Origin of the sequence: Pseudomonas bohemica, assembly GCF_002934685.1 — a bacterium.
In the GTDB taxonomy this organism is placed as follows: Bacteria; Pseudomonadota; Gammaproteobacteria; order Pseudomonadales; family Pseudomonadaceae; genus Aquipseudomonas; species Aquipseudomonas bohemica.
Window position 1 is genome coordinate 59,116 of record NZ_NKHL01000112.1, and the last position, 25,475, is coordinate 84,590.

General features: G+C 61.5%; 22 protein-coding genes and 1 pseudogene. 9 read left to right on the plus strand and 14 right to left on the minus strand.

Translation table 11 applies throughout. From position 1 onward, the window contains the following. Positions 1-24: 24 nt before the first annotated feature. Both CE491_RS17415 and CE491_RS17420 read right to left on the minus strand, forming a co-directional pair. The gene (locus CE491_RS17415; protein WP_199885151.1) at positions 25-1,218 is read right to left on the minus strand and encodes a CaiB/BaiF CoA transferase family protein; all 1,194 of its coding nucleotides are present in this window, start codon (positions 1,216-1,218) and stop codon (positions 25-27) included. Position 1,219: 1 nt separating this feature from the next. Then, entirely contained in the window at positions 1,220-2,050 is an 831-nt protein-coding gene (locus CE491_RS17420) for an enoyl-CoA hydratase/isomerase family protein (RefSeq protein ID WP_110949573.1), read from the minus strand. A 260-nt stretch (positions 2,051-2,310) separates the two neighbouring features. Between CE491_RS17420 and CE491_RS17425 the strand changes: the two genes are divergently transcribed. After that, a complete protein-coding gene (locus CE491_RS17425; protein ID WP_110949574.1) occupies positions 2,311-2,994 on the plus strand; it encodes a GntR family transcriptional regulator in 684 nt (227 codons plus the stop codon). Positions 2,995-3,118: 124 nt separating this feature from the next. Here the strand turns inward: CE491_RS17425 and CE491_RS17430 are convergent, their stop codons facing one another. The 5 genes from CE491_RS17430 to CE491_RS17450 form a co-directional block, all read right to left on the minus strand. After that, positions 3,119-3,895 (minus strand): ABC transporter substrate-binding protein, encoded by a 777-nt coding sequence (locus CE491_RS17430; protein ID WP_110949575.1) that lies wholly within the window; start codon positions 3,893-3,895, stop codon positions 3,119-3,121. 138 nt (positions 3,896-4,033) lie between these two features. Beyond that, positions 4,034-4,390: a RidA family protein gene (locus tag CE491_RS17435; RefSeq protein WP_110949576.1), complete on the minus strand. Its 357-nt coding sequence runs from the start codon at positions 4,388-4,390 to the stop codon at positions 4,034-4,036. Then, on the minus strand, positions 4,387-5,811 hold the full coding sequence (locus CE491_RS17440; RefSeq protein WP_110949577.1) for an NAD(P)/FAD-dependent oxidoreductase: 1,425 nt from the start codon (positions 5,809-5,811) through the stop codon (positions 4,387-4,389). Before CE491_RS17440 ends, CE491_RS17435 begins: the two co-directional genes overlap by 4 nt. Further along, a complete protein-coding gene (locus CE491_RS17445) occupies positions 5,804-6,130 on the minus strand; it encodes a (2Fe-2S)-binding protein (RefSeq protein ID WP_110949578.1) in 327 nt (108 codons plus the stop codon). The genes CE491_RS17440 and CE491_RS17445 overlap by 8 nt, the downstream gene beginning before the upstream one ends. Continuing rightward, positions 6,120-7,244: an NAD(P)/FAD-dependent oxidoreductase gene (locus tag CE491_RS17450; RefSeq protein ID WP_110949579.1), complete on the minus strand. Its 1,125-nt coding sequence runs from the start codon at positions 7,242-7,244 to the stop codon at positions 6,120-6,122. The genes CE491_RS17445 and CE491_RS17450 overlap by 11 nt, the downstream gene beginning before the upstream one ends. A 118-nt stretch (positions 7,245-7,362) precedes the next feature. Here CE491_RS17450 and CE491_RS17455 point away from each other — a divergent pair, with 118 nt between their 5' ends. The 5 genes and pseudogenes from CE491_RS17455 to CE491_RS17475 all read left to right on the plus strand — a co-directional run bounded on the left by CE491_RS17455 (position 7,363) and on the right by CE491_RS17475 (position 11,350). After that, complete coding sequence (locus CE491_RS17455; protein WP_110949671.1) at positions 7,363-8,268, plus strand: LysR substrate-binding domain-containing protein; 906 nt, start codon at positions 7,363-7,365, stop codon at positions 8,266-8,268. A gap of 78 nt (positions 8,269-8,346) precedes the next feature. Beyond that, the gene (locus CE491_RS17460; protein ID WP_110949580.1) at positions 8,347-8,679 is read left to right on the plus strand and encodes a hypothetical protein; all 333 of its coding nucleotides are present in this window, start codon (positions 8,347-8,349) and stop codon (positions 8,677-8,679) included. 690 nt (positions 8,680-9,369) lie between these two features. Continuing rightward, the gene (locus tag CE491_RS17465; RefSeq protein ID WP_110949581.1) at positions 9,370-10,701 is read left to right on the plus strand and encodes an OprD family porin; all 1,332 of its coding nucleotides are present in this window, start codon (positions 9,370-9,372) and stop codon (positions 10,699-10,701) included. Between the two features lie 114 nt (positions 10,702-10,815). After that, a pseudogene (locus CE491_RS17470) lies at positions 10,816-10,938 on the plus strand (cupin domain-containing protein); the annotation flags it as partial. A gap of 148 nt (positions 10,939-11,086) precedes the next feature. After that, positions 11,087-11,350, plus strand: coding sequence for a hypothetical protein (locus tag CE491_RS17475; protein ID WP_110949582.1), 264 nt, complete (start codon positions 11,087-11,089; stop codon positions 11,348-11,350). A 41-nt stretch (positions 11,351-11,391) separates the two neighbouring features. On the opposite strand, the gene xylB is transcribed toward CE491_RS17475, so the two are convergent. The 6 genes from xylB to CE491_RS17510 form a co-directional block, all read right to left on the minus strand. Beyond that, positions 11,392-12,876, minus strand: coding sequence for a xylulokinase (gene xylB / locus CE491_RS17480; protein ID WP_110949583.1), 1,485 nt, complete (start codon positions 12,874-12,876; stop codon positions 11,392-11,394). A 29-nt stretch (positions 12,877-12,905) separates the two neighbouring features. Beyond that, positions 12,906-13,904, minus strand: coding sequence for a LacI family DNA-binding transcriptional regulator (locus CE491_RS17485; protein ID WP_110949584.1), 999 nt, complete (start codon positions 13,902-13,904; stop codon positions 12,906-12,908). Between the two features lie 23 nt (positions 13,905-13,927). Then, positions 13,928-14,869: an ABC transporter substrate-binding protein gene (locus tag CE491_RS17490; RefSeq protein WP_110949585.1), complete on the minus strand. Its 942-nt coding sequence runs from the start codon at positions 14,867-14,869 to the stop codon at positions 13,928-13,930. 63 nt (positions 14,870-14,932) lie between these two features. Beyond that, complete coding sequence (locus tag CE491_RS17495) at positions 14,933-15,925, minus strand: ABC transporter permease subunit (protein ID WP_110949586.1); 993 nt, start codon at positions 15,923-15,925, stop codon at positions 14,933-14,935. Between the two features lie 839 nt (positions 15,926-16,764). Then, the gene (locus CE491_RS17505; protein WP_199885152.1) at positions 16,765-18,324 is read right to left on the minus strand and encodes a sugar ABC transporter ATP-binding protein; all 1,560 of its coding nucleotides are present in this window, start codon (positions 18,322-18,324) and stop codon (positions 16,765-16,767) included. A gap of 378 nt (positions 18,325-18,702) precedes the next feature. Next, positions 18,703-19,602, minus strand: coding sequence for a LysR family transcriptional regulator (locus tag CE491_RS17510; RefSeq protein WP_110949588.1), 900 nt, complete (start codon positions 19,600-19,602; stop codon positions 18,703-18,705). Positions 19,603-19,705: 103 nt separating this feature from the next. Here CE491_RS17510 and CE491_RS17515 point away from each other — a divergent pair, with 103 nt between their 5' ends. Further along, on the plus strand, positions 19,706-20,227 hold the full coding sequence (locus tag CE491_RS17515; RefSeq protein ID WP_110949589.1) for a GlcG/HbpS family heme-binding protein: 522 nt from the start codon (positions 19,706-19,708) through the stop codon (positions 20,225-20,227). Positions 20,228-20,414: 187 nt separating this feature from the next. After that, entirely contained in the window at positions 20,415-21,584 is a 1,170-nt protein-coding gene (locus tag CE491_RS17520) for an SMP-30/gluconolactonase/LRE family protein (RefSeq protein ID WP_110949590.1), read from the plus strand. Between the two features lie 64 nt (positions 21,585-21,648). Here CE491_RS17520 and CE491_RS17525 read toward each other — a convergent pair whose 3' ends face one another. After that, on the minus strand, positions 21,649-24,012 hold the full coding sequence (locus tag CE491_RS17525; protein WP_110949591.1) for a DNA polymerase II: 2,364 nt from the start codon (positions 24,010-24,012) through the stop codon (positions 21,649-21,651). 179 nt (positions 24,013-24,191) lie between these two features. Here CE491_RS17525 and CE491_RS17530 point away from each other — a divergent pair, with 179 nt between their 5' ends. Next, entirely contained in the window at positions 24,192-25,430 is a 1,239-nt protein-coding gene (locus CE491_RS17530) for a M20/M25/M40 family metallo-hydrolase (protein WP_110949592.1), read from the plus strand. The last annotated feature ends 45 nt before the right edge of the window (positions 25,431-25,475 follow it).

Below are 25,475 nucleotides of genomic sequence, written 5' to 3' on the forward strand. Positions count from 1 at the left end.
ACACGCTTGCGCAGGGATCAGAGGCTACAACTCGAGAATCGCCCCCTCACGGCGCAGCTCGGAAATCTGCCCGTCGTCGTAGCCGTACTCGGCGAGGATTTCCAGGGTGTGCTCACCCAACAACGGCGAGGGTCGGGTGACCTGTTTGGGGGTCTCGGAAAAGCGGATTGGCAAGGCGATGCTGCGCGCCGTACCGGTCACCGGATGATGCGTTTCGACGATCATTTCCCGCTCCAGAATCTGCGGGTGTTCGACAGCCTGCGAGATGTCCAGCACCGCGCCCACCGGCAACCCGGCGAGGTCGAGCCGCGCGACCCAATTGTCGGTGGTGTCCTGCACCAGGCATTCGGTGATCAATGCCACCAGCACTTCGCGGTTGTTCATGCGCAGCACGTTGGTGGCGAAGCGCGGGTCATCGCTGATGTGTGGCGCGTTCAGCACCTGCAGCAAACGCTCGTAATTGCCCTGATTGGCGGCACCGATGTTGATCCAGCCGTCGCGGGTCTTGAAGGCTTGATACGGCGTACTGGTGGAGTTGGCCGAGCCCATCTTCGGCAGGATCACGCCTTCGGAGAAGTAATTGGCCGCAGGCCAGTACATCTGCTGAAAACCGGCCTCCAGCAACGAGGTATCGACCACCTGCCCCAGCCCGGTCTTCTGTTTATGGGCATAGGCCGCGGCGATGCCCAGCGCGGCAAGAATCCCGGCATTGATATCGGCAATCGGCGAACCGGCCTTGATCGGCGCCTGTCCCGGTTCGCCGGTTGAACTCATCAGCCCGGACAGCCCCTGAGCGATGAGGTCGAAGCCGCCCTTGTCAGCGTAAGGACCAGTGCGGCCGTAGCCGGAAACCGAACAGTAGATCAGGCCCGGGTTGAGCTTTTTCAGCGTTTCGTAACCCAGCCCGAGCTTTTCCATGGTGCCTTTGCGGTAGTTCTCGGTGACCACATCGGCATCGCTGAGCATGCGCCGCAGCACATCCTTGCCGCCCTCGGTCTTGAGGTTCAGGGCGATGTCGCGCTTGTTACGGTTGAGGATCATGAACGAGGCGGATTCGCCGTGATCCAGAATCGGCGCGAAGCGGCGGCAGTCATCGCCGTCCATTTTCTCGACTTTGATCACATCTGCCCCCATGTCCGCCAGCATCATCCCGCAGATGGGGCCGGACATGATGTGCGACAGTTCGATGACTTTCATGCCTTGCAGTGGGCCGGCCATATTATTTGCCTCCAAAAACAGGTGTGCGTTTGGCCAGGAAGGCCTGATAACCGATCTGGAAATCCTCGGTGGCAAAGCAATCGAACGCCTCGTCGTATTCCTCGGCGGTCAAGGGCGCAGGATCCAGCGAGCGCTGAACGAACTGCTTGTGCCAGCGGGCCACCAGCGGCGCACCGTCGGCGATACGGCGCGCGCTGATCATCGCCTGCTCTTGCACGTCGGCATCGCTCACCACCCGCGTAACGATGCGTTTGTGCAGTGCCTCATCGGCGCCGAAGACCCGGCCTTCCAGGAGCATTTCGAGCGTGACGTCGGGACCTGCAATGCGCATCAGCCCGCTCATTTCATCGTGGGACATCGCCAGTCCCAGCTTGTTGACCGGCACGCCGAAGCGACTCGACTGGCCGCAAATACGGATGTTGCACAGCGAGGCAATGCCCAGGCCGCCGCCGACGCAGATACCGTGAATCATCGCCACCAGCGGGTGCCGGCAGTGGGCGATGGCCCGCAAGGCACTGTGCATCACCGGTCCGTAGCGGCGAGCCAGTTCCTGGTTGCCGCGATGGGTTTCGAACTCCGAGATGTCGTTGCCAGGCCCGAAAGCCTTGGTCCCGGCGCCACGAATCACGATGCAGCGCACCGAGTCGTCGGCGTCGAGTTGGCGGATGGTGTCGTCCAGCAGCTTCCACATTGACAGCGTCGTAGCGTTGAGCTTTTCCGGGCGATTGAGGATGACCGTGGCGATGCTTGCGTCACGTTGCAGAAGGATTTCGGGAGCGGGCTGGACACAGGTTTGGCGAGGGTCAGCCTGAGGAGAAACGTGGGTATTCATAGGAGGTCCTTATTATTTTTGGGATACCATTTTATATTTTTGGTATCCCAAATATAGCCGCTGCTTTTGTCGGTGCAAGAATTTTTTTGCGAAAAATCAGGCGAGCAGACGAAATGCACGGGATCAAACTTCCCGTAAACATTGATCCTGAGCTTTGCATTGAGATGGCGCGTAGATAATTTTTTGATTCGCCGGGATAATCCTTGCCAGACGCAAGTGTCACCTTCGCAGAATTCCGGGATACCGATGGAGAGGGACCGATGTCCGAAAACAATAATCTGGCAAACATCAACGAAGCCGCTTACGCCGCCTTGCGCGAACGCATCATCAGCGGTGAGCTCGTGCCGGGGGCTCCGCTGTCCGAACGGGCGCTGTGCGAGGAATTGGAAGTGTCCCGCACCCCGCTGCGTGAGGCGATCAAGATGCTCGCCCGCGAGGGGCTGGTGGAAATATCCGCTACCCGCCGTGCGCGGGTGGCCAGTGTCAGTCTGGAGGAGGCGGCCAACATGCTGACCCTGTTGGCGGCGCTGGAAGGGCTTTCAGGGGAACAGGCCTGCCAGAAGATCTCGGCGGCCGACATCGCCGAGCTCGAAACCCTGCAGGCGGCGATGCGCCTGTCCCACGAACAGAGCGACCTGCGCAGCTACTTCAACCTCAATCAGCAGATTCACCTGAAAATTCTGCAGGTGGCCGATAACCGGGTATTGTCAGAGATGTTCAACAACCTCAACGCCCGTCTGCGCCACGTCCGCCGCCGCCTCAACCCCACGCCGGGGCGCTGGCAACAGGCGATCAACGAGCATGAACAGATGCTGACTTACCTGAAAAAGGGTGAAAGCAAAAAGCTGCGCACGTTGATGGAAGACCATTTGCGCAACAAGATCGACGTGTTCCTGGCGACGATGCTCGAACACGGAATTGTGAGCGTGCAGCGTTCGGCGTAAAGGCTGCCACCCCAGGATGCTGCGCTCGCCTCTTTATATGCAGCAGCCCGGCCTGCCGGCAGCAGCGATCACACGGCCGCGACCGCTGGCAGGGCGGACTGCTATGAGGGAACAGCGCTAAACCTTACTCGCCATAGATATCGAAATCGAAGTACTTCTTCTCGATCTGCGCATACGTGCCGTTCGCGCGAATGGCCGCCAGGGCCTGGTTGAAGCGCTCTTGCAGCGGGTCGCCCTTGCGCACGGCCACGCCGATGCCGGTGCCGAAGTACTGTTCTTCGGTGAAGGCCGGGCCGACGAATGCGTAGTCCTTGCCCTCAGTTTTTTTCAGCAGACCTTCGTCGATGGCCACGGAACTGGCCATGGTTGCGTCGATGCGCCCGCCCAGCAAGTCGAGGAACACTTCATTCTGCGAGCTGTAGCTGACGATCTGCGCACCAGCCGGAACGAATTTGTCGGTGACGTACCGCTCGAAGTTGGTGGCGCGCTGCACGCCGATGCGCAGGCCTTTGAGCTGCGCGGGGATGTCGGTGATGCCGCTGTTCTTGCGCACCACCAGGCGTGCCGGAATGCGGTAGTAGCGGTTGCTGAAGTCCACTGACTTCATGCGCTCGGGGGTGATCGACATCGACGAGATGATCGCGTCGACCTTCTTCACTTTGAGTGCCGGGATCAGGCCGTCGAACTCGTTTTCCTTCCATACGCATTGCACTTTCATTTCCGCGCACAGCGCCTGGCCGATATCGTAATCGAAGCCGACGATCCGGTTGTCGGCGGTCTTCGAGGCAAACGGCGGATAAGCCGCTTCGATCCCCAGTTTCAGCGGTGCATCGGCGGCATGGGCGTTGACGGCGAGCAAAGAGGCGAGGCCCAGTGTGGTGACGATGGTTCTGATGTTCATGCATGGCTCCGGACGATGTTGTTCAAGTCGGACGAGCCCTCGGCATGAGGATCTCGCCCGTTATGGCAGCAGCAATGTGAACGGCGGGTGGGCGCTCTGGATGCGTGAGCGAATGGCGCCCTGCCCTTGCAGCAAAAATCAGACGGCGGCGGTGACGATGATCTCCACGAGGATTTCAGGGTCATCGAACATCACCTGGCAAGTAGCCCGCGCCGGGGTCTGCGCGGCGTCGACCCAGGCGCTCCAGGTTTCGTTCATGCCAGCGAAATCGGCGGTCATGTCTTTCATCCAGATCTGCACGCTGAGCAAGCGGCTCTTGTCGCTGCCCGAGGCGGCGAGCAGTTCGTCGACGCGCTGCAGCACCTGACGGGTCTGGCCGCGAATATCCTGGGTGCAGTCGGCGGCGACGATACCGGCCAGCCAGGCCACGCCGTTGTGAACCACGCTGCGGCTCAGGCGAGGGTTGCTTTCGATACGGTGGATCGAGGTGCTCATGACAGGCTCCTTTCAGGGGTTGAGGATGTGGACGTCTCAAGCTCACGCTCGCTGGCCAGTTGCGCCAGGGTGATGGGCTTGAGCGGTGGGCGAATGCGGTAGTAGCCGACCTGCGCCGGGGAGACGTTGCGATGCTCGGCGATGATTTCAGTGACGCTCAGACCACATTGACGGCCCTGGCATGGCCCCATGCCGCAGCGACCGAATGCCTTGGTCTGGTTGGGCCCCAGGCAACCGAGCTCGACGTAACCGCGAATGGTTCCAGCGCTGACCTCTTCGCAGCGGCAGACGATGGTGTCGTCGTGGGGAATGCGGTTTTGCGCAAGGGGGCGATACAGCGCGTCGATCAAAGGCCGAGCGGCGCTTTGTCTGCCCAGCATCTGCAGCCAGGGTTTGCTGAGGGCCTGCAGGCGACAGGCGTCGATTTTCTGCAACCGATGAGCGATCGCCAGAGCAGCCAGACGACCCTGGGTCGCCGCCACATTGGCGCCACCGATGGCCCCGCCATCACCGGCGATGAAAATCCCCGGCAAACTGGTCTCACCCCAGCTGTCGCGGCGGGCGACCCAGCACAACTGTTGCTCGTTCCAATCGTGGTCGGCGCGCAGGGATTGGCTGATCTGGATATTCGGCGCAACGCCCTGATGCAGCAGGATCAGCGACGCCCACACCTTCTGCGCCCGGCCGTCGCTGTCGAAGCACAACGCTTCTGCCCTTCGCCCGCCTTCTACCCGAAGGTTGCGGGCGGCGCGGTAGTGTTTGACGCCAGCGCGCTTGAGCGTTGCGAGCAGCGACAGCCCTTTGAGCAGGTCTCGCCAACCGGCAAGCGCCTGGCGCAGCTGCCGCGAATGCTTGAACACGTCGCGCCGCTCGCTGGTGTCCACCAACGCTTCGATGCCAATCCCGGCGCGCAGGTATTGCACCGCCAGCAGATAAAGCAAGGGTCCGCACCCGGCCAGAATCACCGGGCCCTGCGGCACCAGCGCTGCGCTCTTGAGCAGGATCTGGCCCGCGCCCGCGGTCATCACGCCCGGCAGGGTCCAGCCGGGAATCGGCATCGGACGCTCCATGGCACCGGTGGCAATCAACAACTGGCGGCCTTGCAGCACGCGCGCCTTGCCGTCCAGCAGAAAGTGCACGCAACGCTCTTCGGTCACCTGCCAGACAGCCGCATTGGGTTGATAACGCACGTTGCTGGCCAACAGCGCTTCCACCAGCGGTTGCCCTGCGCTGTAATCGCTGCCCAGCACCTGACGGGTACGCGTATCGGCCTGGGCGACGTTGCGCCAGATCTGGCCGCCGGGGCTGCCCTGCTCGTCCAGTAGCACGACCTCAAGGCCGTGGGCCGACGCTTCCAGCGCTGCGCTGATGCCTGCGGGGCCGGCGCCGATGATGATCAGATCCACGACTGGATCACTCATCGCCCTGGCCTCCGATCAGCAGATCCCGTGCACCACGCTGACGACGTACGCGCATGCCTTCGACGACCTGAATCAGACACGCCTGACAGTTGGCCTGGCCGTCGACCTCCACCAGGCATTCGAAGCACACCCCCATCATGCAGTAAGCAGCGCCGGGCCGGCCGTTGATAGCGCTCTCGCGGGTCGCCCCCAGATCATGAGTCAGCAATGCCGCGGCCAGGGACACATCGGCGGGCACCGTCAGCGGCGTGCCTTCGAACTCGATCTGCACGTATTTGTCTGCCAGCTGCAGACGCCGGAACAGTGTTTCAGTGGGCATAGTGCACCTCGCGCATGCCCTTGAATCGGGCGAGATTGAACGGCCGTATCGCAGGCTCGTCGGCCTCACCGGCGATCCAGGGCGCCAGGCGCAATGCATGGGCGGCGGCCAGGGTCACGCCGCTGTGGCAGGTGACGACAAATGCGCCGGGACTGTCGTGGGCTGCTTCGTAGATCGGATAGCCGTCGGCGCTGAGCACACGCAATGCACCCCAGGCCCGCACCATGCGCACCTGCCCCAGCCGCGGGAAACACTGCACGGCACGGGCGGCGATCTCGGACATCACCTGGCTGCTGGTGCGGTCGTCGAAACCCACTGCCTCCAGCGAATCGCCCAATTGCACCGTGCCTTCGTCGGTCTGGCGCACATAGGTGGTGGGGTATTGCAGAAACGGCTGCAGTCGTTCCGTGACCAGAATCTGCCCGCGATTGGGCCGCACCGGCACGTCCATGCCCAGCATCGCGCCCAGTGGGCGATTGCCCAGTCCTGCGGCCAGCACCAGATGTTCGGCACAGAACCGCTGCTCCCCGGCCCGCAGCTCGAAGCCGCTGGCGTGCTGATCGATTCCCTCGACGCTCAGCCCGTTGACGATCTTTACCCCTCGTGTCTGGCAAGCGGCATACAAGGCCCGCAGCAGTTTGAGCGGATTGACATGGCCATCCATCGGCGTGTAGCAGGCGCCGACTACTCCCGGACCGATGCCCGGAATACGCTTCTTGAGCTGGGTCGGGTCGAGCAGTTCGAACGGGTAATCGCCGTCGAACGCTTCTTGCAGCCAGACCAGCCGACGGGTTTCTTCAGCCAGCTCCTCGTCGCTCAAACACAGCTGAAACCCGCCGGGCTGGCGCAGATGCACGTCAATACCGGTATCGGCGTGCAGCAAGGCATTGAACTCGGGCCACAGCGCCACGGACTGTCGGGTCCAGCCGGCATAAGGCGCGTTGCGATAGCCTTTGCCTTGCACCCAGAGCAAACCGAAGTTGCCGCGAGCGGCGCGCAGGGCATCGTCGCCCTCGTCGAGGACCGTGACCCGACGTCCGAGCAGAGCCAGCCCATACGCAATGGACATACCAACCAGCCCGCCACCGACGACAATCAGATCAGTCTTGTGCATGAATCATTTCTTGGCCTACAGCCCGGTGGCAATCAATGAATCCGATGCTAGTGGCTCTGTCAGGCAACTGAAAAATGCTTTATTTTCTGCCAGTCATGTCTTTTTGTTATGGGGCCAAATGAATCTGCGTCAGCTCGAAGCTTTCAGGGCCGTGATCCTCAGCCAGACCGTCACCCGCGCCGCCGAAATGCTGCACATCTCTCAACCGGCGGCGACGCGATTGATTGCCAGCCTGGAGGACGACATCGGCTTTACCCTGTTCGATCGGATCAAGGGGCGGCTGCAGCCCACGGCCGAAGCCATGACGCTGTATCAGGAAGTGCAGCGCTCGCTGGTCGGGGTCGAGCGCATCGCGCGGACTGCGCAGGATATTCGCAGCCTCAAGCGTGGCTCGCTGCACATCGCCTGTGCGCCAGCGATGGGACTGGTGTTCATGCCTCGGGTGATTGCCGCGTTCATGGCCGAACACGACGGCGTGCATATCTCGCTGGTGGTGCATTCGTCTTCGGAAGTGATCGATCTGGTGGTCGGTCAGCGCTGTGACCTGGGCATCATCGTGCTGCCCAACACCTACCCCAGCCCGCGTTCGGAGCAACTTCTGGCGACCCGCATGTTGTGTGCATTGCCAGCAGGTCACAGGCTGTGTGACAAGTCGGTGATCGTTCCCGAGGACCTGCGCGGCGAGGCGTTCATTTCCTATCCGCATTCCATCGGTTCGCGGCAGCAGATCGACACGATATTCGCCGCGCACGGCGTCGAGCGGCAGCTGCGTCTGGAAACCCAACTGTCGCAACCGATGTGCGAATTCGTCGAACACGGCTTGGGGGTGGCGCTGGTGGATGTGCTGAGCGCGGTCAATTATCGCGGCACCGGGATTGTTTTTAAGGCCTTCGAGCCGGCCATCGAGATGGACTTCAGCATGCTGCTGCCCGTGCAAGGGCCGGCCTCGAAGCTGCAGACGGCCTTCCTCGAACACACGCAAGCCTTCATCGCCCGCCACGTCCCTGACGCCTACCGGCTTTGACCGTCTGTCGGCAAGAGGGCACGACTTGACCGAGCGGGCGGACCAATATGTATCCACGACAGAAAAGGGATTCACATCATGATCACGAAGAAATTGACTGCCCTGACCCTCGCCAGTCTGCTTGCTGTAGCGACCGGTTCTGCATTCGCGGGCTCCACCGGCCCAACCGATCCAGTTAACTCCTCCGGTACTGTAGGCCCACGCGACAGCAACCAGGGTCCAGCCACTGATGGCACGCCTAAGACCGGTGCTGGTAACAGTTCCACCCCCGGCACCAAAGGCATGGGCAGCAACGACGGTAACGGTGCTTCCGGCCAGGGCGGCGGTATGACTAACGGCAGCGGCATGGGCGGTAATGGTGGCGGCGGTGAAGGCGCAGGCGGCGCGGGAGGATCCGGCGGCAGCAAGTAATCGACGTAGCCTGCACAGGCACATATGCGTCCTGATCATGGGAGCGACTCGGTCGCTTCCATTGCATTACTTGACTTGTCGTATCGATCTCGCCCCTGCGCAACGTTCAAACCTTCCCGTTCCATGAACGCTTTGTTTCTGATTCCCCCTTGCGTCCCCCGCCGTAATATCCTTCCCGAACCCAAAGACGCACCGCAAAGGTAGGGGAATGCCTGCCCGCCATAGAAAGAGCTGCCTACCCTGGCCAGTTACCTGCCCGGCATCCTGAACCCCGATCTTGAAGACAACGACCTGCGGTCATCCAGGCATATTGGGAAACGCTGCCAGGCGAACGCCGCACGCTTCGCCCAGCCGAGCAACGAAGTCTCACCAGGCCTGTCGAGCAATCGGTGAGCACGGCCGGTTACGTGCCAAAGTGATGCCTAACAGTGCAATTTTGCAGGCAGTCGCTGAGAGCGGGTTATCCACTTTGCAGGTGCAAAATCACTTTAACCGCGCGGGTTAATTGCCTGTTAAGTAAACCAATCGTCAGAAAATCGGGCTTTGGAGGGTTGATTGCGCCGGTAAGGTGGCGAACTGCAAATCCACGATTATCCTTTGCGTCTTGCAGGCGAGTTGGTGCTTTTACTTGTGCGCGTCATTGCATGAAGTAATAGCGGGTGCCTCAGAAACCTGAGAGGTAATGCCATTATGAGAGTGATAAGTCTGAGTCTGATCGCGTTGGCGGTTTCGGCGGGATATGTCCAATCAGTAGAAGCAGAAGCCTTCGTCAGCGATCAGGCCGACGCCAAAGGCTTTGTCGATGACGCCAAGCTGAACGTGTTGTTACGCAATTACTACTTCAATCGAGATGGAAAAAGCGGCGCACAGGATCGACGTGACTGGTCCCAGGCGGCGATGGCCAACTTCACATCGGGATTCACCCCGGGCACGGTCGGTTTTGGTGTCGACGCCTTTGGCTGGTACGGGTTGAAGCTCGATGGCGGTGCCGGGCATTCGGGCACCGGCAATATTCCAGTAGACAGCAGTGGCAGTCCGGAAGACGAGTTCGCCACAGCGGGCGGGGCGATCAAGGCACGGATTTCCAAGACCGAGCTGAAGTGGGGAACCATGCAACCCACCGCGCCGGTGTTCGCGGCAGGCGGTTCGCGCCTGTTCCCGCAGACGGCGACCGGTTTCAGCCTGCAAAGCAGCGAGATCAAGGACCTGGACCTTGAAGGCGGACATTTCACCGCCGGCAATGGGCCGCAGCACACCCGTGCAAGCGGCGAGCTGTACGCCACTTATGCCGGCGTGACCACCGACAGCGTCGACTTCGTCGGCGGCAAATACGCGATCAACGACAGTCTGTCGGTGCAGTTGTACGGTTCCGAATTCGAAGACGTCTGGCGTCAATACTATGCCAACGCCAACTATGTGCTGGCGATGCCCAGTGACCAGTCGTTGACCTTCGACCTCAACATCTACCGCACCAACGACGAAGGTCAGGCCAAGGCGGGTGAGATCGACAACACCACCTGGTCTCTGGCCGCTGCCTACAGTTTCCTGGCCGGGCACATCTTCACCCTCGCCTACCAGAAGGTGCATGGCGATGAGCCGTTCGACTATGTAGCTTTCGGCGATAACGGGCCAGGCACTACGGGCGACTCGATCTTCCTCGCCAACTCCGTGCAGTATTCGGACTTCAACGGCCCGGGAGAAAAATCCTGGCAGGCACGCTATGACCTGGCAATGAGCGCCTACGGCATTCCGGGCCTGAGTTTCATGGCGCGTTACATCAACGGCCGGGACATCGACGGCACCAAAATGGCCGCCGACAGCCCTTATCGCGCTTACGGTTATGGCGAAGACGGCAAACACCATGAGACCAATCTGGAAGCCAAATACGTGATTCAGGATGGCCCGGCCAAGGACCTGTCGTTCCGCATCCGTCAGGCCTGGCATCGTGGCAATGCCGATCAGGCCGAGGGTGATCAGGACGAGTTCCGGCTGATCGTGGACTATCCGATTTCGGTCCTGTGACGCTGGATTACACGCAATTGGCCTCATGATCTTTTCCCGGATTGGCAGTGTGACCGCTGGCATGCAAGGCATAGCGTGGCAGCTGTCATCCCATCCGAGAAAGCTCATGAACCCTACGAGCCCGCAGGCTCCAAACACTACGAATCGCGCAACGCCAGCGCGACCCGACCTGCAAAATTACTGGTGTTCATCCTGCTGGACGACAACGGCGAAGTGTTGAAGCCCTTGCCGAAATAAGAAGCCTTGCGACGCGGCTGCCGCTCTGGGCCGCGGCACCGCCGGTCCGGGTTTGCTGCCGCGCCGCTAAATTTTTCTCGTCAACTGTCGATAAACCGTCGGTAGAGCCCGAAGATCGGGCCGGACTTGATGAACGAAAGGCACAGGTATGTACGACATTTTTCTGCTGGTAGAACATGGCCGCGATCAGGGCGAAGTTTCCGTTCTTGGCTGGTTCGATAACGAACGCGCAGCCAAAGACACCGCAGAGGCGATGGAGTGGAAGGCTTATCGCGAAGAATCCAAGCGCCAGCACCAGTGGTCCAGCAAACCGTTGCTGCCACCGGATCAGACCGCCCATCGGCGGTTCTGGGTCAAGGGCATTTCCAAATTCAGCCATACCCCCGCGCCACGTTCCTGGGCGGTGCATTGAGGAAAAATCCGATCACCTGCAGCTGTAACAGGTACGCCCTATCAGCCATGCAACCCCTGCGCCGCAGGCAACAACCCGCGAAACTTCGCGTAGCGCGCCTGCAACGCGGGCTGCACTGACGCTATCGGTCGGTATCGCGCCTTGATCGGCATTGCGTTGTGCAACGTTTCAACCCCCTGCCCGATCACCAGCAACCCCAGTTTCGCGGCGCCAATGCAGGCGCTCAGCTCGCTGCCGTGCAAGGTATAGACTTCGCGATCGAGAATGTTGGCCAGCAGCTGCGCCCAATACTCACTGCGCGCACCCCCGCCTACCAGCGCGCAAGCGTTAACCTTCGCCCCGGCCGACAGCGCTGCGTTCATCGCGTCCAGGAGGCCGAAACCGACGCCCTCCAGCACGGCATAACCCAGCATCGCGGGCGTGCTGTCGTGGCCGAGGCTCATGAAACCGCCGCGCAACAGGGGGTCGTTGTGCGGGGTTCTTTCCCCTGCCAGGTACGGCAGAAACATCGGACAGGTCGCGGCAACAGGCTGATCCACGGGGAGAGCCATGCGCACCTGATCCAGCAGGGTTTGCTCATCGGGCTGCCCCAATAAACGCGTCACCCACCGTAGGCAACTGGCCCCCGCAAGCATCGCGCCCATGGTGTACCAGCGCTTGGGCAGTGCATGACAAAAGCTGTGAACCGCACTGGCCGGATTGCCCGCCGCATGATCAGTGATCGCCACAATGGCCGCGCTGGTGCCGAGAGTCACGAACGCATCCCCCGCATTGATCGCACCGATGCCCACCGCCGACACCGGGTTGTCGCCACCCCCCGCCGCGACGGGCAGACCCACGGGCAAACCGAGCAACCGCGCCGCCTCTGCGTTCAAGGTTCCAGACAGCTGATCGGCCTCCAGCAGCCTCGGCATCTGCGCCAGGCTCAAACCGGTGGCACGCAGCATCGGTTCGTACCATTGACGCCGCACCACATCCAGCCACAGCGTGCCAGCCGCGTCGGACATGTCGCTGACCCGCTCGCCGGTCAACACCAGACGCAGGTAGTCCTTGGGCGACAACACGCAATCGATCTTCGCGAACATTTCAGGTTCGTTCTGCCGCAGCCACAGCAGCTTCGGCGCGGTCAGCCCGGCCATCGCCAGGCTGCCTGTGATCTGGGCGTACTCGGGGAATTCTCGATTCAACTGTTCGGCCTGCGGTACCGCTCGCGAGTCATCCCAGAGGATTGCCGGATACAAAGTCTGCCCAGCGTCGTCCAGCAGCACAGCGCCGTGCATCTGCCCGGACAGGCCCAGACACTCGATTCGCGTCCAGGCGTCCGATTGCTGGCTACGCAACTGCCCGAGTGCCGTCACGCAGCCCTGCCACCAGTCAGCGGGATTCTGCTCCGACCAGCCGGTTCGCCTGCGCGAAAGCGTGACCGGCGCTCCCGCCTGGCCCAGCACCACGCCTCGTGCGTCGAGCAGGATGGCCTTGAGCTCCGAGGTGCCCAGGTCGATGCCCAGAGAAACAGCTTGGCTCATGAATGTTCAGTTCCTGTACGGGGCAGCGATCAACGGCACCCACATGAATTTCGTATGCGCAACGTGGCCGCCAGCCGCTCGGATTGCCGCGTGCCGTCGGGGCTGTCGATACGCTGCAACAACAACTGTACGGCGCGCGCGCCCAGGGCATGCACCGGTTGGGCAATCACGCTCAGACGTGGCAGGAAGAGATCCGCCCAGTCGAAATCGTCGAAGCCCACCAGCGCCATCTGTTCCGGCACCGCGATATTTGCGTTCCTTAGCGCGTGCATGGCACCAATGGTCATCAGATTGTTGGCGGCCATGATCGCGCTTGGCGGCTTGGCCAACGCCAACAGCGTCGCAGCGGCCCTTCGCGCCGATTCGCTGTTGGATTCGCCATTGACCAGCAGCGCCTCATCGAACGCAAGCCCTGCCTGGGACAGCGCCTGGCGATAGCCTTCGATGCGCTCTTCGGTGGTACTCAAACCGCGATGACCGGCGATCATGCCAATCCGCTGATGCCCGTGGCCGATCAAATGAGCGACCAGGGCCTGTGTCGACTCGCGGTTTTCCACGCCCACCTGGTCGAAGCCGTCCGCAGCCAGACGGTCCACCAGCACCGTGGGAATGGCGTTGGCCTGCAGATACACCAGCGCCGCCCGTTCGGGATCGCTGGAGGGGGCAAGCAAAATGCCGTCGACCCGTCGATGATGCAGCGCCCTGACCACGCGAAGTTCCTGCTCGGGATCATCGTGGGTATCGACGAACAGCATCATGATGCCGTGGCGCTCACACTCGGTTTCAATGGCGTGAACGGTTTCGCTGAAGTAGTGGTTGGACAGCGCCGAAATCGCCACGCCAATGGTATTGGTGCGCGAGCGGGCCAGCGAACGCGCCAGGGTGTTGGGGATATAACCCAATTCCCTGACCGCCTGCTGCACCGCATCAAGGGTCCGCGGGCTGACCTTGCGCGTGCCATTGAGCACATGGGACACCGTCGACGTCGATACCCGCGCCAGTCGCGCCACGTCCTCCATCTTGACCACTGCGTTCACTCCCGCTTGGCGTCTCAGTGCTTGCTCGACCAGCCGCTATAGGAATCGATGTTGTCGCGGGTGATCAACTTCGGCGTGAGTTGGGTCACCGCTTCGGCCGGTTTCTTGTCGTTGAGCAGGTCGTTACCGATCACCACCGCTTGCTGGGCCATGGCCCATGGGTCCTGACTGGCCGATGCCTGTATCGAGGATTCGGACTTCAACGCGTGCTCGATGTCCGGGGCGCCGTCCACCGAGGTGATGATGATGCCGTTGCGTTTGAGCTGCCGGGCCGCCAAGTCGCTGCCGATGGCTTGCGGGTCATTGATCGCGAACAGGCCATCGAGTTTCGGGAAGCGCGTGAGGTAGCCCTGCATCGCATTCAGGCCGCCATCGCGGGAGCCCTTGGCGTCCTGATCATCGGACAAAACCTTGATGTCCGGCGCGGCGGCGAAGGCGGATTTACACCCGGTCACGCGGTCGGTCACCGCCGTGACTTGCGGGCCGTTTTCGATGATCACATTGCCCTTGCCGGACAGTTTCTCGACGATGAATTGACAGGCCAGCCTGCCGGCTTCGACGTTGTCGGTCTGCACCGTCGCGTCCACACCAGCCGCGCTGACGTCGACCGCGACCACCTTGATGCCCGCGGCTTGAGCTTTCTTGATCGCCGAGGCAATGGCTTTCGGGTCCACGGCGTTGATCAGGATCAGATCCACGCCCGCCGCGATGAAGTTGTCGATCTGCGAGAATTGCTTGCTCAGGTCGTAATCGGCGGACACCGACGTGACCTTGGCGTCGGGATTGATTTCAAGGGCCTTGGCCTTGGCGCCGTCGGCCAGCGTCACGAAATACGGGTTGCCCAGCGAGCCCAGGCTGATACCCACCGATTTCAGCTCGCGGGCCTCGACGCCTTGAGACAACAGCGCCGCCAGGCACAGGGATATGACAGCAGGGAATTTACGTTTGACGTTCATGTTTTCTCTCTTGTGATTATTGTCAGAGCAATTATTTGGAACGCGTGAAACCAAACCGTGAATTCAGGTGCGCGCACCGGACTGGCGATAGCGATCCAGCGCCACCGCGCCGATGATCACGATGCCTTTGATGATGTATTGCCAGATATCCGAGACACCGAGCAGCACCAGGCCATTGGTCAATACCGCGATGATCAGCGCGCCGATCAGGGTGCCGCCGATGGTGCCGACGCCACCGGTAAAACTGGTGCCGCCCAGGATCACGGCGGCGATGGCATCCAGCTCGTATGACTGCCCCAGTTGCAGGCCGTTGGCCGCGAACAACCGCGACGCGCTCATCACCGCGCCCAACCCCGCCAGCGCACCGGAGACGGCATACACGAACAGCAACACCTTCCACACCTTGATCCCGGAGAGGCGCGCCGCTTCCGGATTGCCGCCTACCGAGTAGATCTGCACCCCCATGACGGTGCGACGCAGGATGAACCAGGAAATCGCAATGACGGCCACGGCGATGATCACCAGCCAGGGCACGCCGAGCACTGAATCATTACCAATGAAGGCAAACGGCAGGTCCGGGTTGAACACGGTTTTGTCATCCGCCAACAACCGCGCCAGACCGCGCATGGCGGTCAGCGCGCCGAGGGTGACGATGAATGGCGGCAAGCGCATGAAGGCGATCAGGCCGCCGTTGACCAGGCCCAGCAACAGGCCGAAACCGACTCCTGCCGCGATCCCGAGCATGCCGTACTGCGGCGACATCGAGGCCTGCAAGGCCACCACGGCGGACGCCGCCAGGATCGCCCCCACCGACAGGTCGATGCCTGCGGTCAGAATCACGAAGGTCATGCCGGCGGCGAGCACCACGTTGACCGATGCCTGCTGAGTGATGATCGACAGGTTCTGCCAGGTCATGAAGCTGTCGGTCATCAACGCGAAGCCCACCAGCAGCAAAATCAGAACGGGCAGCATGCCGATGGTCCGCATCAGTTCGCGGACCCGCTCGCGCTTGCTGATGGCGGCCACGTTGGGCGAGTTTTCCAGGGGCAGACTCATGGCCTGATTTCCTTTTTTTGTTATTGAAAGAGTGCTGCATATTTCTGTATTCGGCGGTGCCGCGCGGTCACGCTGCAAACGCGCAACCGCGGGAGCGAGCTTGCACATGGAACAGTCCGGTACATCCAATACTTATCCAGCGTCTGCCAGGCATTCTTCGTGAGCAAGCTCACTCCCACTGGTCATCCGTTCTTCATGAGCAAGCTCATTCCCACAGGTCATCCCGTTCTTCGTGAGCAAGCTCATTCCCACAAGTCATCCCGTTCTTCATGAGCAAGCTCATTCCCACAAGTCATCCCGTTCTTCATGAGCAAGCTCACTCCCACAGGTCATCCCGTACTTCGTGAGCAAGCTCATTGCCACAGGTCATCCATTCTTCGTGAGCAAGCTCATTCCCACAGGTCATCCCGTTCTTCGTGAGCAAGCTCATTCCCACAAGTCATCCCGTTTTCATGAGCAAGCTCACTCCCACAGGTCATCCATTCTTCGTGACCAAGCTCATTCCCACAGGTCATCCCGTACTTCGTGAGCAAGCTCATTGCCACAGGTCATCCATTCTTCGTGAGCAAGCTCACTCCCACAGGTCATCCGTTCTTCGTGACCAAGCTCATTCCCACAGGTCATCCGTTCTTCGTGACCAAGCTCATTCCCACAGGTCATCCCGTACTTCGTGAGCAAGCTCATTGCCACAGGTCATCCCGTTCTTCGTGAGCAAGCTCATTCCCACAAGTCATCCGTTCTTCGTGAGCAAGATCACTCCCACTGGTCATCCCGTTCTTCGTGAGCAAGCTCACTCCCACTGGTCATCCGTTCTTCATGAGCAAGCTCATTCCCACAGGTCATCCGCCATCAGGGCCAGGCGCGGATACCTGCTCACCCCCGGTCGCCAGATCGATGATCCGCTCCTGAGATATCTCGTGCCCCGACGCCCCGCCGACCTCGGCCACCAACTGCCCCTCACGCATGATCAGCACGCGGTCGCAGGTGCCAATGATTTCCGGCAGTTCGCTGGAGATCACCACGATGCCCACGCCAGCCTTGGCCAGTTCGTTGATGATCCGGTAAATCTCCGATTTGGAACCGATGTCGACGCCGCGAGTGGGCTCGTCGAGAATCAGCACGTGGGGCTTGACCTCCAACAGCCGCGCCAGCAAGACCTTCTGCTGGTTGCCGCCGGACAGCGCGCCGACGTTGACCTTGCCCGACGCCACACGAATCGACAGCGACCGAATTGCCTTCAAAGCCCGTTGCGCGCCACGAGCACGGTCCAGCACACCGGCACGGGCATCCGGCACGCAGGCACAAACGTTGATGTTGTCGCGCACGCTCATGTCGAGGAACAGGCCCTGGGCCTTACGGTCTTCAGTGAGGTAGACCACGCCCGCACGAATGGCGTCGGTGGGGTTGCGCAGCTCGGTGACCGTTTTGCCAACCACTTCAAGGGTGCCGGAAGTGCGTGGATCGGCCGCGAAAATCAGCCGCGCCAGCTCTGTACGCCCCGCTCCGACCAGCCCGGCAATGCCCAGCACCTCGCCCGCATGCAGGTCGAAACTGCACGGTTTGACGCGCTTGCCATCGGCCATGTCGCGCACCCGCATGACGACGGCGCCGGGGTCGTAAGGGGCGTGTTCCTTCTTGTAGAACCCCGACAGGTCCCGCCCGACCATCATCTTCACCAGCGCATCCGCCGACAGCCCGTCGCGCTGCAACATGCCAACGTATTCGCCGTCGCGCAGCACCGATACCCGGTCCGACAGCTCGTAGATCTCCGCCATGCGGTGGCTGATATAGATGATCGCCAGACCTTGGTCGCGCAGTTGCTTGATCAGCGCGAACAAGCGATCGGTCTCCCGTGAAGACAACGGCGTGGTCGGCTCATCCATCACCAGAATCTTTGCCTTGGCGTGCAGCGCGCGAGCGATTTCCACCAACTGGCGCTCGGCGATCGACAGCACGCTGACCTTGGTCGATGGTTTGAAGTCAGCGCCCAGGCGCGCGAGCACATCGACACAACCGGCCTCCATCGCCTTGCGATCGATGCTCCAGCCGCGCCGCAGCTCACGCCCCAGATAAATGTTCTCGGCGACGCTGAGATTCGGGCACAGACTCAGCTCCTGATAAATCACCGCGATGCCTTGCGCTTTCGCGGTCAAGGGATCGAACGCCGCCAGCGTCTGGCCGCCGATGAGAATCTCGCCGCCGGCATCGGCCTGATAGGCGCCGGAAAGGATTTTCATCAGCGTCGACTTGCCCGCGCCGTTCTCCCCCATCAGCGCGTGGACTTCACCGGCATAGACTTTCAACGCGACATTTTTCAGCACCCGCAGACCATTGAAGGTCTTGGAAATGGCGTTCATTTCCAGCAAGGGCGAGGGATTTTCGGCGAGGACGGCACTCATGGGCGAGTGTCCGGGAAGGCGAGCACCAGCGCGTCGAGCGCGGGGAAAAAGTACGGCAGTACAGCGGGAAAGCTGTTCATGGGTATCTCCGAGTTTCTTGTTCTTATGCCTGGGCCGCCTCGTGACGGGCGGCTCTCGGAATTGCTTTGAAACACTCTAGAACAGCTGAAACGATTCACGCAAGCGCTTGCTTTTCATCGCAATGAAAAGCCGACCAAGCGCCACTTAGGTGGGCGACCCATCGCAGTCCCCCTTGCCGCAACGAGGCTTGCCAGCGCGAGCGCCTTCAATATCGCCTCCGCGGGCAAGCGGTGCCGCTACGGGGACTGTATGAAAGGCTCTTTCCGAACGCCGTGTAACACCCTAAAAACGCTGCAATTATGCGCCACCAAAACCCCGGAACCATCGGCTGGCTGCCTCCATGAACAAACCGACCTTGCGCGACTGGGCGCTGCGCAGCGGGTGAATGGCGTAGAACGACACAGGTTCGGGTTCGTAGGGTTCGAGCACGGTTTGCAGCAGGCCCTGGGCGATGTACGGCGCGACCTCCCACCAGGATTTCTGGGTCAGGCCGAGCCCTGCGATGGCCCAGCCGATGGGCACTTCAGAGTTGGTCGAGGCCATGGCCCCTTCTACCCTGAGCGCACGCAAGTGTTTGCCGCGACCGAAGCGCCATTCGGCGAAGTAGTGTGCCTGGCTGTTGAACACCAGGCAGCGATGATGTTTCAGGTCCTGGGGCGTCTGCGGCCGGCCTGACGCATCGAAGTAAGCCGGACTCGCCACCACCACGCGTCGGGTTTCGAACAGGCAGCGGCCGGTGAACTGGCTATCGACCATCGGACCGCCGCGAAAGGCGATGTCATAGCCCTCGGCAGCGATGTCGCTGAAGCGGTCTTCCAGGCACAGGTGCACCCTGATTTGCGGATGCTCCAGGCAGAAACTTCCCACAAAAGGCGCAACGTGCTGGCGTCCCAGAGGGCCGGGCGCGGTGACTTTCAGATCCCCGCGTGCAACCGTGCTTTCTTCCATGACCAGCGCTTCCATCGCCGCGATGTCGGCAATGATCCGGCTCGCGCGCGCAAGGTACGCGGTGCCGCTGTCGGTCAGCACCTGGGTACGCGTGGTGCGATTCAACAACTTCACACCCAAGCGCTTCTCCAATCCCTTGACCCGGTCGCTGACCACCGAGGTTGCCAGGCCCATGCGCCGGGCCGCCGCCGAAAACCCGCCCTGTTGGACGACCTCGACGAACACGGCCATGTCGGAAATGTCGTGCATTGGATTGTCCGTAATTTTCGCAAAGAGATTCCGATACTATGCGGTTTTTCGCGGGGCTGTGGTTGCCGATACTGACTCTTCCCTTAGCGAGAAGGACCAGACGATGCCCCTGAATTCGAAAATCCGCTCTCTGGCACTGGCCAGCCTGATGCTCTCAAATGGCGCTTGGGCCGCTGACAGTCACCTCATCACCAGCCAGAAACTGCCGTGGCAGACCGCCGAAAAACTGGCCAGCGAGGCCGTGTCAATCTGCGCCGCGCAGGGTTATTCGGTAACCGCTGCCGTGGTCGATCCTTCCGGGCATCAGCAGGTGGTGATCAAAGGTGACACCGTGCCGCTGCAATCGCTGTCGGTGTCGTATCGCAAGGCCTACACCGCATTTTCCTATGGGCAGGCGTTCAACAAGGACACCACCAGCGAGCTGATCGCCGGCAAGTTCGATGGCCCCACCAATGGCGCGCTGAACACCGTGCCTGAAGTGTTGTTCATTCCCGGCGGGGTAACGCTGCGCAAGGCCAACCGACAGGTGATCGGCGGGCTCGGCGTCTCTGGTGCACCGGGCGGCGACAAGGACGAAGCCTGTGCGGTGCCGGCCGTGAAGAAATTCCAGACGTCGTTCGAGTAAGCCTGGTTGCATAGCGCGGCGATTGTCTGGAACTCTGCTGCTTTCGACCCTTCAATAGACATGCGACGCAAATGCTTCAGCACACCGACCTGCTCCTGCTGCACCCGGACGGGTCTTTTTTTGACCCGGCGCTGAAACCGGTTTCAGTGTTGGGTCAATCATCACGTTGCGACAGGAGATCCTACTGATGTCGACGTTCCCGGTACTTGCGCGACTGCTTGCCGCGCTCATTGGCACAGCTATCGCCACTTCCTGTTTTTACGCGCAAGCCGAAACGGTGGACCGGAGCACAGTGCCGGTAGGCTCGATCCAGGAAGTCGCTGCGTTCCAGGGGCCGGGTCCTTCCGGCATCGTGGTGACGCCTGAAGGCCGAACCTTCGTGGGATTCCCCCGACACGCCATCGACCACACCGGCATGACCCTGGGCGAGTTGGTCAACGGCAAGCTGGTGCCCTACCCCAGCGCCGAGGTCAGCCAGCCGTCTACCCTATCGGACAGCGAACGGTTGATCTCGGTGCATGGCATGACCCTCGACAGTAAGGGCCGGCTGTGGCTGATCGACGACGGCAAGCACGCTGGCCACGACGGCATCGCGCCCGGTGCGGCCAAGGTCGTGGGTATCGACCTGAACAGCAACAAGATCGTGAGCAAGGTCGTGCTCAAGGATGCGTTGCGTCAGGACAGTCACATGAACGATTTGCGCATCGACCTGAGCCATGGCAGTCAGGGGGTGGCGTACGTCGCGGACTCCTCGTTTGCAGAAAGCCCGGCGCTGGTCGTGGTCGATCTCGCCAGCGGCAGGCAACGCCGCGTGCTGGCGAACGACCCCTCGATGGTCGCGCAGAAAGACTTCGTCACCCAGCTCGACGGCGTGCCGATGCGCTATGAAGGCGACAAGACGCCCTTCCCCCACGGCGGCGTCCATAGCCTGGCGCTCACCGCCGACAACTCGCGTCTTTATTACTCACCGCTGACCAGCCGTCATCTGTGGAGCCTGCCAACCGCAGCGCTCGCCGACTTCAGGCTCGACGACAAACAGCTGGCCGCGCAGATCAGGGATGAAGGTGAAAAGGTGATGACCGACGGCATGGACATCGATCGTCAGGGGCGGCTGTACCTGACCGATGCCGAACATCATCAGGTTCTGCGCCGCTGGCCCGACGGGCATCTCGAAGTGGTCCTGCGCGACCCTCGGCTGGTGTGGCCGGACGGGCTGTTCGTCAGCGCCGACTCGGTGTACGTGACCCTGGGCCAATGGGACCGACTCGGCAAAGGCTTCGACACCCGCAAACCGCCGTATCTGCTGATCCGCACGCCGATTGACCCGACACCTCAATTCAACGCACAGCCACAGTAGTCACAAGGCTTGAACGCCGCCTGAGGACAGCGCGGGGCCGGCCTGAGAGCATTAAACCCCGCTCTCAGAACAGCCCCATCTGTCCGCCAATCAGGGTGGCGAAATCATCCTGCACAAACGGCAGGATCGCGTCGGCAATCGGCTGCAGCTGCCGGCTGATGTAATGGTCGTAATCGATCGGGGCGCTGCGCACTTCCAGTGGTTCCGGGCCGACGACACTGATCACGTAACTGATCCAGCCGCGATTCTGGTACTGCAGCGGGCGGCCGTGTTTGCGGTTGTATTCGTCGGCGATGCGCGCGGCACGCACGTGGGGCGGGACGTTGCGCTCGTAGTCGTCCAGCGGCCGGCGCAGGCGTTTGCGGTAGATGAGTTGGTCGTCCATTTCCCCAGCCAGGGTACGACGCACATAGCCGCGCACGTAATCCTGATACGGCCGGTTGTTGAAGATGCGCAGGTAGAGTTCCTTTTGGAAATCCTGCGCCAGCGGCGACCAGTCCGTACGCACCACTTCCAGGCCCTTGTAGACCATTTCGTCTTCGCCGTTGGCGCGGGTGACCAGGCCGGCGTAGCGTTTCTTGCTGCCCTCCTCGGCGCCGCGAATGGTCGGCATCAGGAAGCGTTTGAAATGGGTTTCGAATTGCAGTTCGAGGGCACTCTCCAAGCCGTAGGCGTCATGCAGATGCTCTCGCCACCAATCGTTGACGCCCTTGACCAACGCCTTGCCGATCTGCGCGGCCTCCTCCTGGCCGTGGGGCCGCTTGAGCCAGACGAAGGTCGAATCGGTATCGCCGTAAATCACCTCGTAGCTCTGGGCCTCGATGAGCTGACGGGTCTGGCGCATGATCTGATGCCCGCGCAGCGTAATCGACGACGCCAGCCGGGTATCGAAAAAGCGGCAGCCGCTTGAGCCGAGTACGCCGTAGAAGGCGTTCATGATGATTTTCAGAGCCTGGGACAGCGGCGCATTACCCTCACGTTTGGCCACCTCTCGACCCGCTGCTACCCGCGCGACGATCGACGGCAGGCAGTGTCGGGTCCGCGAGAAACGAGCGCCACGAAAGCCCTCCACCGACTCGCTGTCGTCGGGGTGCTTGAGTCCTTCGATCAAGCCTACCGGGTCAATCAGGAAGCTGCGGATGATCGACGGGTACAGACTCTTGTAGTCGAGTACCAGCACCGAGTCGTACAAGCCGGGGCGAGAATCCATGACGAAACCGCCGGGGCTGGCCTCGGGCATGCGCTCGCCCAAATTGGGCGCCACGAACCCCTGGCGGTGCATCAGCGGCAGGTATAAATGCTCGAACGCCGCCACCGACCCGCCGCTGCGATCGACCGGCAAACCGGTGACGGTCGCGCGTTCGAGAAGGAACGTCAGCAGCTCGGTCCTGGCGAAGATCCGCGTGACCAACTCGCAATCCTTGAGGTTGTAGCGCGCCAGCGCCGGCTTGTCCTCGGCGAACATGCGGTTGATTTCGTCCATGCGCTGATACGGGTTGTCGATGGCCTTGCCTTCACCCAGCAGGGTCTGCGAGACGTTCTCCAGGCTGAACGAAGGAAAGCTCCAGGTCGCCGAGCGCAGGGCCTCGATACCATCGATGATCAAACGCCCGGCGGCCGACGCGAAGAAGTGGCTGTTGCGCGCCCCGTGCTCGCGCCAGCCCATGGCCTCGCCGTCGCGCCCCAGACGCAACGGCACGTTCAGTCGCCGGGAATGTTCGTGCAGCACACGCAGGTCGAACTGCACCACGTTCCAGCCGATGATCGCGTCCGGGTCGTGCAAGGCCATCCACTCGTTGAGCCTTTCCAGTAATTGCTCGCGGCTGTCGCAGTAGTCGAACTTGAAATCCACCTGCGACGCATCGCCATTGGCTGGCCCAAGCATGTACACCTGGCGTTCGCCGCAGCCTTGCAGCGCGATGGAATACAGCTCGCCACGCTCGGTGGTTTCGATGTCCAGCGACACCAGTTTCAACTGCGGGCGATAGTCCGGCGCGGGTTTCATCTGCGCGTCCAGCCACACGCCGTCGGCATTCGGGGTGCCGCTGTATTGCACGGGCGCGGTGATGAAACGCTCCATCAGATAGCGCTCTGGCGGGCGCACGTCGGCTTCATAGACGTCGACACTGGCCTGACGCAGGTCCTTTTCCAGGTTCATCAGTTGCCGGTGCTGCCGGGTGTACAGGCCCAGTACGGGTCGATGACGGAAATCACACAGCTGCAGCGATTTGAGCTCGACGTTCTTTTCCTGACGCAGCACGGCTTCGGCCCGCTCGCGGTGCTGAGCCGGGATGAACGCCGTCGACATCTGCAGCGGCAGGCGCACGTGACGCGGCCCGTTGTCGGTCGCCAGCCAGAAGTCGACCTCCGTGCCGGCATCCGTATCGCGCCAATGTCGGGTCAGGACAAAACCCAGTTGTAAATCCACCCTGAAACCTCGAAAACTCACCTGCCGAGACGCGATTCTACGGCGATCAGCGCGGGAAAGCCCGCGAACCGCCGACCTCAACACACCATCGTGACAGTCCCCAGGGGAACAATGCCGACCTGCGGGCTATCAGAAGATGGCTCGCACACCAGACTCGCACTTCATCTGAGGGATCCAGCATGCTCGTTCGACGTACCTCCCTGGCGACCGCCGTTGCCGCCGCTTTCTTCTGCTCACTGGCCCTGGCGGCCGAACAGCCCTCCGAACAACTGTTGAAAAAAGCCGAAGCCGAACAGAAGCCCTACCTGGCGACGGTCAAGCAGTTGGTAGACATCGATACGGGCACGGGTCAGGCCCCGGGGCTGAAAACCGTCAGCGCGGTGTTGGTCGAACGTCTCAAGGCGTTGGGCGCGACGGTCGAAACCACCCCCGCCACGCCATCGGTAGGGGACAACATCGTCGGCACGATCAAGGGCACGGGCACGAAAACCTTCCTGCTGATGATTCATTACGACACCGTTTTCGGTCCCGGCACAGCTGCCAAACGGCCGTTCCGGGTCGATGGCGACCGCGCCTACGGCCCCGGTGTCGCAGACGCCAAGGGCGGCGTGGCGATGGTGCTGCATTCGCTGAAGCTGCTGCACGATCAGAAGTTCAAGGACTTCGGCACGATCACCGTGCTGTTCAACCCGGATGAGGAAATGGGCTCGGCAGGCTCGAAGAAAATCATCGCAGAACTGGCTCGCAAACATGACTACGTTTTCTCTTACGAGCCGCCAGACAAGGACGCCGTAACCGTCGCCACCAACGGCATCAACGGCGTGTTCGTCGATGTCAAAGGCAAGTCCTCCCATGCCGGATCTGCGCCGGAAGCGGGCAGAAACGCTGCGCTGGAATTGGCGCACCAACTGGTTCAACTCAAGGACCTGGGGGATCAGGCCAAAGGTACGACCGTGAACTGGACCCTGATCAAGGGCGGTGAGAAGCGCAACATCATCCCGGCCAGCGCCTCGGCTGAGGGCGACATGCGCTATTCGGACCTCGGCGAATCTGACCGGGTGTTGGCCGACGGTCAACGTATCGTGCAGAACAAGCTGATCGATGGCACCGAAGTGACCTTTCGCCTGGACAAGGGCCGCCCGCCGCTGGTGAAAAACCCGGCCACCGAAGACCTCGCCAAAACCGCCCAGGCGCTGTACGGCAGGATCGGCCGCAATATCGAACCGATCGCCATGCGCTTCGGCACCGACGCCGGTTACGCCTACGTGCCCGACAGCCAGAAACCCGCCGTGCTGGAAACCATGGGCGTGGTCGGCGCCGGATTGCATGCCGATGACGAGTATTCGGAGCTGTCGAGCATCGCGCCCAGGTTGTACCTGACGGTGGCGATGATCATGGAGTTGTCGGCGCAGAAGTGATCGCATTCCTGACACGCACAAATACGAGGAGGAGCCGGCTTGCTG

Bases quoted from the DNA above. Each gene is read 5' to 3' on its own strand.
- CE491_RS17510 (WP_110949588.1), bottom strand. From the start codon at position 19,602: ATGCACGACATTTCCGACATGGCCGTGTTCGTCGAGGTCGTCCAACAG.
- CE491_RS17425 (WP_110949574.1), top strand. From the start codon at position 2,311: ATGTCCGAAAACAATAATCTGGCAAACATCAACGAAGCCGCTTACGCC.
- CE491_RS17420 (WP_110949573.1), bottom strand. From the start codon at position 2,050: ATGAATACCCACGTTTCTCCTCAGGCTGACCCTCGCCAAACCTGTGTC.
- CE491_RS17475 (WP_110949582.1), top strand. From the start codon at position 11,087: ATGTACGACATTTTTCTGCTGGTAGAACATGGCCGCGATCAGGGCGAA.
- CE491_RS17430 (WP_110949575.1), bottom strand. From the start codon at position 3,895: ATGAACATCAGAACCATCGTCACCACACTGGGCCTCGCCTCTTTGCTC.
- CE491_RS17455 (WP_110949671.1), top strand. From the start codon at position 7,363: ATGAATCTGCGTCAGCTCGAAGCTTTCAGGGCCGTGATCCTCAGCCAG.
- CE491_RS17520 (WP_110949590.1), top strand. From the start codon at position 20,415: ATGTCGACGTTCCCGGTACTTGCGCGACTGCTTGCCGCGCTCATTGGC.
- CE491_RS17515 (WP_110949589.1), top strand. From the start codon at position 19,706: ATGCCCCTGAATTCGAAAATCCGCTCTCTGGCACTGGCCAGCCTGATG.
- CE491_RS17435 (WP_110949576.1), bottom strand. From the start codon at position 4,390: ATGAGCACCTCGATCCACCGTATCGAAAGCAACCCTCGCCTGAGCCGC.
- CE491_RS17465 (WP_110949581.1), top strand. From the start codon at position 9,370: ATGAGAGTGATAAGTCTGAGTCTGATCGCGTTGGCGGTTTCGGCGGGA.
- CE491_RS17460 (WP_110949580.1), top strand. From the start codon at position 8,347: ATGATCACGAAGAAATTGACTGCCCTGACCCTCGCCAGTCTGCTTGCT.
- CE491_RS17530 (WP_110949592.1), top strand. From the start codon at position 24,192: ATGCTCGTTCGACGTACCTCCCTGGCGACCGCCGTTGCCGCCGCTTTC.
- CE491_RS17450 (WP_110949579.1), bottom strand. From the start codon at position 7,244: ATGCACAAGACTGATCTGATTGTCGTCGGTGGCGGGCTGGTTGGTATG.
- CE491_RS17445 (WP_110949578.1), bottom strand. From the start codon at position 6,130: ATGCCCACTGAAACACTGTTCCGGCGTCTGCAGCTGGCAGACAAATAC.
- CE491_RS17490 (WP_110949585.1), bottom strand. From the start codon at position 14,869: ATGAACGTCAAACGTAAATTCCCTGCTGTCATATCCCTGTGCCTGGCG.
- CE491_RS17415 (WP_199885151.1), bottom strand. From the start codon at position 1,218: ATGGCCGGCCCACTGCAAGGCATGAAAGTCATCGAACTGTCGCACATC.
- xylB (WP_110949583.1), bottom strand. From the start codon at position 12,876: ATGAGCCAAGCTGTTTCTCTGGGCATCGACCTGGGCACCTCGGAGCTC.
- CE491_RS17505 (WP_199885152.1), bottom strand. From the start codon at position 18,324: ATGAGTGCCGTCCTCGCCGAAAATCCCTCGCCCTTGCTGGAAATGAAC.
- CE491_RS17495 (WP_110949586.1), bottom strand. From the start codon at position 15,925: ATGAGTCTGCCCCTGGAAAACTCGCCCAACGTGGCCGCCATCAGCAAG.
- CE491_RS17440 (WP_110949577.1), bottom strand. From the start codon at position 5,811: ATGAGTGATCCAGTCGTGGATCTGATCATCATCGGCGCCGGCCCCGCA.